The organism is Xanthomonas sp. (assembly GCF_017163755.1).
In the GTDB taxonomy this organism is placed as follows: Bacteria; Pseudomonadota; Gammaproteobacteria; order Xanthomonadales; family Xanthomonadaceae; genus Xanthomonas_A.
The window spans coordinates 1-10,356 of the sequence record NZ_JAFIWC010000053.1 but is presented as its reverse complement, the minus strand read 5'-3'; the positions used below and the strand labels follow the sequence as shown (position 1 = coordinate 10,356).

At 69.5% G+C, this 10,356-nt stretch carries 8 protein-coding genes and 1 pseudogene; 1 reads left to right on the top strand and 8 read right to left on the bottom strand.

Features of this window, described 5'->3' with window-relative positions; translation table 11 throughout:
• Window positions 1–350 precede the first annotated feature (350 nt).
• The 7 genes from JR065_RS21155 to JR065_RS21125 form a co-directional block, all read right to left on the bottom strand.
• Window positions 351–1,037 carry an HAD-IA family hydrolase gene (locus JR065_RS21155; RefSeq protein WP_206236486.1) on the bottom strand — a complete coding sequence of 229 codons (687 nt, stop codon included), beginning with the start codon at window positions 1,035–1,037 and terminating at the stop codon, window positions 351–353.
• A gap of 150 nt (window positions 1,038–1,187) precedes the next feature.
• On the bottom strand, window positions 1,188–1,958 hold the full coding sequence (locus tag JR065_RS21645) for an Imm52 family immunity protein (protein ID WP_241093831.1): 771 nt from the start codon (window positions 1,956–1,958) through the stop codon (window positions 1,188–1,190).
• On the bottom strand, window positions 1,934–2,593 hold the full coding sequence (locus JR065_RS21145) for a Tox-REase-5 domain-containing protein (RefSeq protein WP_206236484.1): 660 nt from the start codon (window positions 2,591–2,593) through the stop codon (window positions 1,934–1,936). Before JR065_RS21145 ends, JR065_RS21645 begins: the two co-directional genes overlap by 25 nt.
• A 61-nt stretch (window positions 2,594–2,654) precedes the next feature.
• Entirely contained in the window at window positions 2,655–3,479 is an 825-nt protein-coding gene (locus JR065_RS21140) for a DUF4123 domain-containing protein (RefSeq protein WP_206236483.1), read from the bottom strand.
• Between the two features lie 2 nt (window positions 3,480–3,481).
• Window positions 3,482–3,871 (bottom strand): PAAR domain-containing protein, encoded by a 390-nt coding sequence (locus JR065_RS21135; protein ID WP_343237315.1) that lies wholly within the window; start codon window positions 3,869–3,871, stop codon window positions 3,482–3,484.
• A 160-nt stretch (window positions 3,872–4,031) separates the two neighbouring features.
• Window positions 4,032–5,258 carry a DUF819 domain-containing protein gene (locus JR065_RS21130; RefSeq protein WP_206236482.1) on the bottom strand — a complete coding sequence of 409 codons (1,227 nt, stop codon included), beginning with the start codon at window positions 5,256–5,258 and terminating at the stop codon, window positions 4,032–4,034.
• A gap of 175 nt (window positions 5,259–5,433) precedes the next feature.
• On the bottom strand, window positions 5,434–7,503 hold the full coding sequence (locus JR065_RS21125; RefSeq protein WP_206236480.1) for an alpha/beta hydrolase family protein: 2,070 nt from the start codon (window positions 7,501–7,503) through the stop codon (window positions 5,434–5,436).
• 227 nt (window positions 7,504–7,730) lie between these two features.
• Between JR065_RS21125 and JR065_RS21915 the strand changes: the two are divergent.
• Window positions 7,731–7,867 (top strand): annotated as a pseudogene (locus JR065_RS21915) (potassium-transporting ATPase subunit KdpA); the annotation flags it as partial.
• Window positions 7,868–8,002: 135 nt separating this feature from the next.
• Here JR065_RS21915 and JR065_RS21115 read toward each other — a convergent pair.
• Window positions 8,003–9,994, bottom strand: coding sequence for an OPT family oligopeptide transporter (locus JR065_RS21115; RefSeq protein ID WP_206236479.1), 1,992 nt, complete (start codon window positions 9,992–9,994; stop codon window positions 8,003–8,005).
• Window positions 9,995–10,356 lie beyond the last annotated feature (362 nt).

Genomic DNA, 10,356 nt, shown 5'->3' with positions numbered 1-10,356 from the left:
GGGACTCGGGACTCGGGACTCGGGACTCGGGACTCGGGACTCGGGACTCGGGACGGCAGGATGATGTCCCGGGGCAATCCGATGTCAAGCGATTTGATGCGAAAAGGGCCGTTTTTTTCAGAAAAGCGGCTTTTTTTTCGGCTCAGGCGCAGTTGCTTTCTGTAGGAGGGGCTTCAGCCCCGACGCCTCACCGTTAACGCGTCGGGGCTGAAGCCCCTCCCACAGAAAAGCACCGTGCGGCGCTCGAACATGCGGCGCTCGAAAACGCTCTCCCTGTGGGAGCGACTTCAGTCGCGGCGAACGCAGCGATACACGCTCCGGCGCCGCAAGCGCCGCCCGGCACGCATGCCCTACGCCGCCGCTGCGCGCACCAGTTCGGCATAGATCTCCGGCAGCTGGTCCATGCGCTCCATCACCGCGGCCACGCCCAGCTGGCGCAGGGTCGCGGCATGTCCCGGCGGGATGTGCGCCGCGCCGGTGAACCCGATCACCTTCATGCCCGCGGCCAGCGCGGCGCTGGCGCCGGTGGCGCTGTCCTCGATCACCAGACAGCGCGCCGGCGCGACGCCCATCGTGCGTGCCGCCAGCAGGTAGACATCGGGCGCGGGCTTGGGCCGGGCCACCATGTCGGCGCTGAAGATGTGGCCGGCCACGCGCTCGCTGAGCCCGGCGCGCGCCACCGACGACACCACGCTGTGGCGCTGGCTGTTGGAGGCCACCGCCAGCGGCAGCGCGATGCCGAGCAGCGCCTCGCGCACGCCGGCGATCGGCTCCACTTCGGCGGCGATCAGCGCTTCGGAGCGCGCGCAGATGTCCGGGAACAGCGCCGGCGGGAAGCTCACGCCGAAATGCCGCTCCACGCGCTGCATGATCTCCAGCGCGGTCTGTCCGAAGCTGCCTTCCAGGAACAGTTCCAGTTCCGCGCGCGGCACGTAGTCGCTGAGCGCCGCGAGCATCACACGGTCAGCGAGCACCTCGCTGTCGACGATCACCCCGTCGCAATCGCTGATCAGAAGTTCGAACGGCATCGCCGACATGCGGCCTCCTGGGCAAAGAAGCCGATTATCGCTGCTGCGGCGCAACAATGCAGCGCATCGCGCGCCGTGACGGGCGGCCCTGCCCGCTTCGGTTCAGCGAAGGTGACGGTGGATGCCGCGACGCGACGCCGAACGACGCCGTGGACGCGGCTACCGGTAATTGGGGTCGGTCACCGGCAACAGGCCCAGGTCCACCATGTCCATCTCTACCTGGTTGGCGCGCCGGATATGCGCCGGATCGTTCAGATCGAACGGCGCATCCACCGCCACGATCACCGTGCCCTTGCCGGCAACCGGCACCAGCTGCGCAGCCAGCGGCAGCTGCGCCGGCGCGACCTCGGCGGGAACGAATCCCATCCAGCCAAGGGCCTTGCGGTGCGGGAAAGTCGCGTAGTTGAGGCGATAAAAGACCACTTCGTCCGTGGCCAGCGACCGGTCGACTACATCCACGTAGGCGAATGAGACCGGCTCCATACGAACTATCGCGGTCAATACATCGCGGCATATGCGTGTCACGTCTGCGCCGAATGCAACATCGCCTCGCTCGATGTCGAGTTCAATCCTACCCTGCGTCAGATCGTAGGTCAGTTCGAGCTGGCCGGGTCGCCTGCGGCCGAGATCTTGCCGATTGCTCAGGTAAGCCGCATAACCGTGCGCGTAAGGCAGCGTTGGAAATTTTTCCTTGAACATCCCTGCACGTTGCTCGGCACGTGCCAACGTGGCTGCCTTGTCGCTGAAAGGCACTTGCTGCTGTCGTGGCTTGGTGATGCCACCGAACCAGGGCTGAGGAAACGGCAACACTGCATTGATCGCATCCAGCAGGGCACGGGTTCTGGCATAACCCTCCTCCATCGGCAGCGCGGCAAACGGCACGTCTGCACGTATTTCAGCGCATATCATGCCCGCGTCACCGGTTGCCAAGGGCTGTAAACCACCTTCACGGCACCGGGCAGGTTTCTTTGCGCCCATACGCTCACTTCCTTTTGCAGGAAATGCCACTCCAATTTGGCCTGCGGTTGTGCAGGAGCGATTGCCTGTAGCTGACGCCCAGCCTCGTTGAACAGTTCGGAGAACACCACCTGCTTCGGAAATCCTGGCAGGGGCCTACCGTCCTCCCCCAGGAACTGCGCATAGCGCCCCTTCGCGTCCACCACCGTGCAGCGCTCGCGCCAGTAGCCGTCGAACCACACGCCGTTGTAGAGCCACTCGAGCAGGTTGAGCCGTTCCGGCGTGGGCGCCGGCTCGCCGCTGAAGATGCGGCCGATGCTGGCGGCGATGCCGAAGTCGAAGTCGCCCAGCGGCGCGCCGCTGTCGCCATCGCAGTACGCGAAGCGCTCCGGGCCGGCGTGCAGGTTGGCGATGTGCAACTGGTAGTCGTAGTTGAACTTGTTCTGGCGCCGGACCGCGCGCCGCGGCCGGGCCGGCAGCAACTGGCCGTCGCCGAGCCGGCAGCGGTTGCATTCGGTGGCGTCGTCGGTTTCGCTGCAGTCGGCTTCGCGGCTGCGGTCGCGCGGCAACGCCTGTGCGCCGCGGCGCAACGCCTCGGCGCCGAGCAAGGCGCTGAGCAGCTGGGTCAGGCCGCGCAGGCTGGCCGGTGCGGCGGGAACGGCGGCCATCTCACTGCCCCCAGCGCGGCCGGGCCGCGAGCGCGCTCAGCAGGTCTTCGGCGAGCAGGGCCGGATCGTCGGCGCGGCGGAAGCGCAGGCCCACGCTCAGGTCGCGGCGCAAGGCGCCGCGCGAGGCCACGTCGAACTTCACCCAGCGCACCAGCGGCGACAGCCGGGCGATGCGCAGCTGCTCGCTGGCATGGCGATAGCTGCGCTCGGTCTCCTCGATCAGTTGCGCCTCGTGCAGGTCGCCGACCTGCGCCGGCAGGTCGCGGCGGATATCCGCCGCCAGCCGTGGCGCGAACGCGCCGGGCTCGGGCAGCCGCAGCAAGGCCTGCTGGCGCGCATCCAGCTGCACCGGCGCTGCGTCGGCCGGCGGCGCCACGGCATCGTCGCGCAGGATGTCCACGCGCTGCACGCCCAGCTTGGCGCGCCAGCGCAGCACCGGCCCGAGCAGCCAGGCGCGTTGCGCCGGATCGAACAACGCGCACAGGCGGCGGAACACGCGCGGATCCCAGTAGCGCAGCAGCGCCAGCGCGCCATCGGCAAGGCGCACGTCCAGGCAACGCTGCAGATGCGCGTGGATGGATTCGAACGCATCCTCGCTGTCCAGCCACGCCACCGCCGCGTGCGCGTGCTCGATCGCGGCCAGCCAGGCCTCGAGCGCCGGCGCATGCCGGTCGGGCAACTGCAGCAGCCACGGCCCGCAGTGCGCCAGCGCCGCCTCCGGCTGCTGCGCGAACAGGCTGCGCTGCGGCAGGCCGGCGGCGTGCTCGGCCAGGTGCGCGGCGATCCCGGGCACCGCGGCGGCATCGATCAAGGCGTAGGCGTGCATGCTCAGCGCTCCAGCCAAGCCGCGGCCGCCGCCTGCGCCGCGCGCAGGCAGGCCTCGCACACCGCCGGCTTGTCCGCCTGCGACGCCGCGGCGGCGGCCGCGGCCGCCGCCGCAGGCGAAGCGCTGGCGCTGGCGCCGGCGCCCGGGGCGTCGTCCACGTACACGTGGCGCTGGCGCAGCGTCAGCAGCCGGCACCCGCAGGCGCAGTAGTCCCCGTGCCGCGCCACCGGCTGGCCGTCGATGATCAAGGTCACATCGCCGCTGACGATCTCGGTCACGCCGTGGCGCCCGCAGGCCACGCGGTCCCCGACCCGTGCCACCGCGACGCCGTCCACGTCGGTGAACGGCGAACCGCTGACCACGGCGCCGCCGCCGGTCGTCGTGTCTCCCACGATCGCGAACATCCTTGCCACGCGCACCTCCCGCTTCCGATGTCAGTATTACTAACATCGACCGGCGGAGTTTGGCAATACCTCACGCTTAATGTTATGAAATACGCGACTTTTCAGGCGCGAACGCGGCCCGCGGGCCGCAGCCAGTATCGCTAACCGGTCAGGCGCCGGCCATCGCGCGCAGCGTGATCCCGACCAGGTAGGCCAGGTAGGTGCCGGTGGCGTAGCCCATGGTGCCGAGCAGCACGCCGACCGGCGCCAGCGCCGGATGGAACGCGGCGGCCACCACCGGCGCCGAGGCCGGGCCGCCGACGTTGCTCTGCGAGCCGATCGCGAAATAGAAGAACGGCACCCGCAGCAGCTTGCCCAGCGCGAACAGCAGCACGATGTGCACGCCCAGCCAGATCAGCCCGAGCGCGAACACCCACGGCCGGTCGAGCAGCGCCAGCAAATCCATCTGCATGCCGATGCAGGCGATCAGGAAGTACAGCAGCAGCGAGCCGATGCGTGAGGCGCCGGCGCCCTCGAGCGTGCGCACGCGGGTGAAGCTCAGCAGCAGGCCGATCGTGGTCGACAGCACCACCACCCACACGAACGGCGAGCCGAGGCTGAACTTCGCCGCCCAGCTGACGTTGGCGTCGAACCATGCCGCCGCCGGCGCGGCGATCGCATGCGCCAGGCCGACCGCGCCGAAGGCCACGCCGACGATCAGCATCAGGTCGGTGAGGCTGGCCACGCGCTCGTGCTGGGCCTGGAACTGCGCGATGCGCTGCTTCAGTTCGTCGATGCCGCGGGTGTCGGCGCCGCTGCGCGCGTCGATCGCCGGCGCGCGCGCGGCCAGGAAGATCAGTACCGCCATCCACACGTAGCCCACGCCGACGTCGACCACCGCGAACTGGCCGAAGGTGGTGGCGTCGACGTTGAACACCTCGCGCATGGCCAGCATGTTGGCGCCGCCGCCGATCCAGCTGCCGGCCAGCGCGGCCATGCCGGCCCAGGTATCGCCGGCCACCGTGGCCGGATGCAGCCACTTCATCAGCTGGAACGCGACCACCGCGCCGAGCATGATGCTGAAGGACGCGCCCAGGTACATCAGCACGATCTTCGGCCCCAGCCGCAGGATGCCCTTGAGGTCGATGGTCAGGGTCAGCAGCACCAGCGCCGCCGGCAGCAGCACGTCGCGCGCGACCGGGTCGTACAGGCGGTTGTGCTGGCCGTCGATCAGCCCGACGGTGTTGTAGATGCCGGGGATCAGGTAGCACAGCAGCAGCGCCGGCACGTAGGTGTAGAAGCGCTTCCAGAACCCGCGCTCGCGCGAGCCGGTCCAGAACACCGCACCGAGCGTGGCGGCGATCAGGCCGAAGATGACGATGTCGTTCTGGATCATGGCGAACCGGGACCGGGGACCGGGGACCGGGGACCCGGAAAAGCGCGGCAGCGCGACCGGAAACCGGGCAGCGCGCACCCGGGCGGATATCGCCTTTGTCCGCGTTCTAGCGAGACGCTGTCCGCGCCTGCGTTCGTTTTTCCGGGTCCCCGGTCCCCGGTCCCTGGTCCCGTCGTCATTGCCCGATATGCTGCTTCAACCACCCATTGACCGTGTCGTGCCACAGCACGCTGTTCTGCGGCTTGAGCACCCAGTGGTTCTCGTCGGGGAAGTACAGGAACTTCGATTCGATGCCCTGGCGCTGGGCGGCGGTGAACGCGGCCAGGCCCTGTTCGACCGGGATGCGGAAGTCCAGCTGGCCGTGAATGATCAGGATCGGCTTCTTCCAGTCGGCGACGTGGTTGACCGGGTTGAACTTCTCGTAGTTCGCCGCCTTCTGGTACGGCGTGCCGCCCTGCTCCCACTCGGTGAACCACAGTTCCTCGGTGGCGTAGCCCATCATCCGCTGGTCGAACACGCCGTCGTGGTTGACCAGGCACTTGAACGGCGAATTCCACTTGCCGGCGATCCAGTTGACCATGAAACCGCCGTAGCTGGCGCCCAGCGCGCAGGCCTTGTCGCCGTCGAGGAAGGCGTACTGCTTCTGCGCCGCGGCCCAGCCCTTCTGCAGGTCCTCCAGCGGACGGTCGCCCCAGTGCTGGCTGATCGCGTCGGTGAACGCCTGGCCGTAGCCGGTGGAGCCGTGGAAGTCGATCATCACCACCGCATAGCCCTGGCCGGCATAGGTCTGCGGGTTCCAGCGGTAGCTCCAGCCGTTGCCGAAGCTGCCCTGCGGGCCGCCGTGGATCAGGAACGCCACCGGATAGCGCTTGCCTTCCTGGTAGTCGTGCGGCTTGACCACGTAGCCGTGCACGGTCTCGTTGTTCCAGCCCTTGAACTGGAACTGCTCGTAGTCGCCGAAGGCCACGTCCGGCAGCATCTCCTCGGCGCTGGGGGTGATCGCGCGCGGATGGTTGCCCTCGCTGTCGGCGACGAAGATCTGGTCGCCGCTCTTGAGGCTGTTGCGGGTGAACGCCAGCGTGTTGCCGGCCAGCACCGGCGAACCGACGCTGCCGCCTTCGACCAGCGGCTGGACCTTGCCGCTGGCCGTGCCCACCGCGAACAGCGGGTGCTGGCCGAGGTCGTCGGCGGTGGTGTACAGCGTGGCGCCGTCGGCCGAGACCACGATCTCGCCGGCCGAGCGGTCCCACTGCGGCGCGATCTCGCGGGTCTTGCCGCTGGCCAGGTCCATCGCCATCAGGCCGAAGCGGTCGGCCTCGAAGCCCGGGCGCTTCATCGCGCGGTAGTACAGGGTCTTGCCGTCGGCGGAGAACACCGGGCCGGCATCCCAGGCCGGATTGGACGCGGTCAGGTTGACCGGCGCCGAAGTGCCGGCCGCGTCGAGGCGGTACAGGTCGAAGTTGGTCGACCACGGCTCTTCGCGCCCGGCGACGCGGACGCTGGCCACCAGCGACTGCCCGTCCGGCGCCCAGGCGTAGTCCTCGCCGCCGCCGAACGGCTTGGACGGGATGTCGCCGGCCAGCGTGGTGCTGAGCGCCGAGGCGCCCGCCACCGGCTTGGCCTTGGCGTCGGCCGGCAGCGGCGCGACGAACAGGCTGTTGCGGCGGCCGTCGTTCCAGGTGTCCCAATGGCGCACGAACATGGTGTCGAACACCACGCCGCTGGCCTTGGCGTTCTTGGCCGCGTCCAGGCGTTTCTGGGTGCAGGCCAGGTCCGAGCCGCACTCCTGGAACACGCCGGCGCTGAAGGCGGCGCGGTCGCCCTGCGGCGAGACGTGGTAGCTGTCCACGTCCAGCGCGAAGTCGGTGAGTTGGCGCGGCGCGCCGCCGCTCAGCGGCATCGCGTACAGCTGCTGGCGGCCGGACTTGGCGCTGAGGAAGTAGACGCGCTTGCCGTCGGCGGAGATCTCCGGCGAGTTGACGTTCCAGCCTTCCGGGGTCAGGCGCCTGGGCGGCGCCGCGTCGCGGGTGCGCAGGTTGCGCAGCCACAGGCCGGTGCTGGCCTTGTCGGTGGCCTGGTCCATCTGCCGCTTGGCGAACACCACGGTGCCGCCGTCGGGCGTCAGCACCGGCGAGGAGACCCGGTCCAGCGCCACCATGTCGCGGACATCGAACCCGCGCGTGGCCGCCAGCGCGGGCAGCGCGGTCAGCAGGCACAGGGGCAGCAAGGCGTAGCGCAAGGTCATCGGGCGTCTCCGGAACACGGCAAAACGCCGATGGTAGGCGTGTGGGTGGGCGCGGCGCAAAGGCTTGAAGTCATGGGGCGGGCTGGATCGGGACTCGGGATCGGGACTCGGGACTCGGGACTCGGGACTCGCAGGAGCGTCCGTGCTTGCCTCTTTCGTCGCAACGCTGCGGGGACATCGGAACGGATACGCGTTGCGTTGCTGCCTGCGGCGCTACAGCGCGCTCCACCGCGCTGTCCCTGGCGCTGCCCGCGCTCACCGGCCCATGCCAATCCCGGCTTCCATGGCATCAGCCAGGGGATCTACGAGTGCGCCTCGGCGTTCGCCAACAACGGCTCCGGTTCGAGGGCCGGGCGACGCTACGCGAGCAACTACGATCAGCATCGGTGCGCCGGATTTGCGAACAGCCCACCGAGAACGTCGCCGCTACGCTTTGCCGCCAAGCACCGCCAAGCCCGGCGCGGGGCCGGGCTTGGCGGTGCTTGGCGGGTGACCGCGCTTACGCCGACGGCGGCAGCGGCGCGGTGGGTTCGCCCTTCTTGCCGGTGCGGTACAGCAGCCAGCCGACGAAGGCGAGCAGCACCAGGCCGTACCACTGGTTCAGGTGGAACGCCTCCGGCAGCGCCAGCACGTCGGCGTGGCCCGAGGCCACGATCGGCACCGCGATGGCGATGCCCATCAACGCCTCGCCGGTGATCAGGCCCGCGGCGAACAGCGTGCCCGGACGGTGCACGCGGTCGCGGCCGTCCTCGTCGTCGGCGCGGATCCTGTGGAAACGCTCGACCAGATGCGCGATCAGGCCGCCGAGAAAGATCGGCACCATCAGTTCCAGCGGCAGGTAGATGCCGATCGCCGCGGCCAGCACCGGCACGCGGAAGCGCTTGCCGGTCTTCTTCAGCCACTCGTCCAGGGCGATGATCGCCGCGCCGACGCCGGCGCCGATCGCGATCATCGTCCACGGCAGTTCGCCGCCGAACAGGCCCTTGGCCACCGACGCCATCAGCGTGGCCTGCGGCGCCGCCAACGAGTTCGGATGTTCCGGCGTCGCCGCGCCGATGCCGTAGGCCTGGGCCAGCAGGTTCAGCACCGGCGCCATGATCAGCGCGCAGGAGAACGCGCCGATGCCCAGCATCAGCTGCTGCTTCCACGGCGTGGCGCCGACCAGGTAGCCGGCCTTCAGGTCCTGCAGGTTGTCGCCGCCCACCGCTGCGGCGCAGCACACCACTGCGCCGATCATGATCGCCGCGACCGCGCCGATCGGCGCGCCGCCCACGCCCACCGGCGCCAGCCCGCTCTTGCCCAGCAGCAGCACCAGCACCGCCGAGGCGAACAGGATGGTGGAGATGGTGATGCCCGAGACCGGGTTGTTGGACGAGCCGATCAGCCCGGCCAGGTAGCCGGACACCGACACGAACAGGAAGCCGGCGACGATCATGATGATGGTCATCGGGATGCTGACGTGCCACTGGCCGACGATGGCCTGGTACAGGCCCAGCAGCGGCAAGGTGCACAGCAGCAGCGCGACCAGCATCCACTTCATCGGCAGGTCGCGGTCGGTCTCGGCCACGATCGCGCCGCCGCTGCTCTTGCGCGCGGCGGCGAAGCCGCTCTTGACGCCCGACAGCAGCGACTTGCGCAGCGAGAACAGCGTCCACACGCCGCCGATCAGCATCGCGCCCACGCCCAGGTAGCGCACCTTCGCCGCCCAGATGCCGAACGCGGCCTCGGCCGCCGGTGCGGTGGCCAGGCTCTGCGCCAGCGCCGGATCGGAGCCCATGAAGAACTGCTGGTACAGCGGGATGGCGATGTGCCAGGACAGGATCGACCCGGACAGCACCACGATGCCCACGTTGAGCCCGACGATGTAGCCCACGCCGAGCAGCGCCGGCGAAAGATTGGTGCCGATGTAGCCGACCAGCCGGCTGCTGCCCAGGTAGGTGGCCTGCGCCCAGGTATCGGGGATCACCCGCAGGCCGCTGGCCGCGGCCAGCTTGACCAGCCCGCCGATGGTCGCCGACAGCGCCAGGATCTTCAGCCCCGGCCCCGGATTGTCGCCGGCCTTGAGCACTTCGGCGGCGGCCTTTCCTTCGGGGAACGGCAGCGGGTCCTCGACGATCATCGAGCGCCGCAGCGGCACCGAGAACAGCACCCCGAGCAGGCCGCCCATGCCGGCGATGCCGAGCACCCACCAGTACTTGAAGTCCGGCCAGTAGCCCATGATCACCAGCGCGGGGATGGTGAAGATCACCCCCGCGGCGATCGACGAACCGGCCGAGGCGCCGGTCTGGACGATGTTGTTCTCCAGGATGGTGCCGCCGCCGAGCAGGCGCAGCACGCCCATCGACACCACCGCCGCGGGGATCGCGGTGGCGATGGTCAGGCCGGCGAACAGGCCGAGGTAGGCGTTGGCGGCGGACAGCACGACCGCCAGCACGATCGCCAGCACGACGGCACGGAAGGTGAGCTGGCGCGGCGCGGCAGCGTTGTTCATTGGTTACCCCTGAAACGGCAAAAACTTTTTCCACGCTAGCGCCTGGGGCCGGGCAAGTCTAGTGCGCGGCCGCGGCGCGGCGCGGGAGAAGGAAGCGCCGCTAGCCCCTCTCCCACCGGGAGAGGGGTTGGGGTGAGGGTCGGACGCGCAGCGCGCGCAATCGTTGCACGGGTGGCCCGTACCCTCATCCGCCCCTGCGGGGCACCTTCTCCCGAGGGGAGAAGGAAGCGCGCTAGCCCCTCTCCCATCGGGAGAGGGGTTGGGGTGAGGGTACGGGCACGCAGTGCGCGCAATCACCGCACCGGTGGCCCGTACCCTCATCCGCCCCTGCGGGGCACCTTCTCCCGATGGGAGAAGGAAGC

Coding starts and splice junctions, on each gene's coding strand:
- JR065_RS21155 (WP_206236486.1), bottom strand. CDS start 1,037: ATGTCGGCGATGCCGTTCGAACTTCTGATCAGCGATTGCGACGGGGTG.
- JR065_RS21140 (WP_206236483.1), bottom strand. CDS start 3,479: ATGCACGCCTACGCCTTGATCGATGCCGCCGCGGTGCCCGGGATCGCC.
- JR065_RS21130 (WP_206236482.1), bottom strand. CDS start 5,258: ATGATCCAGAACGACATCGTCATCTTCGGCCTGATCGCCGCCACGCTC.
- JR065_RS21125 (WP_206236480.1), bottom strand. CDS start 7,503: ATGACCTTGCGCTACGCCTTGCTGCCCCTGTGCCTGCTGACCGCGCTG.
- JR065_RS21115 (WP_206236479.1), bottom strand. CDS start 9,994: ATGAACAACGCTGCCGCGCCGCGCCAGCTCACCTTCCGTGCCGTCGTG.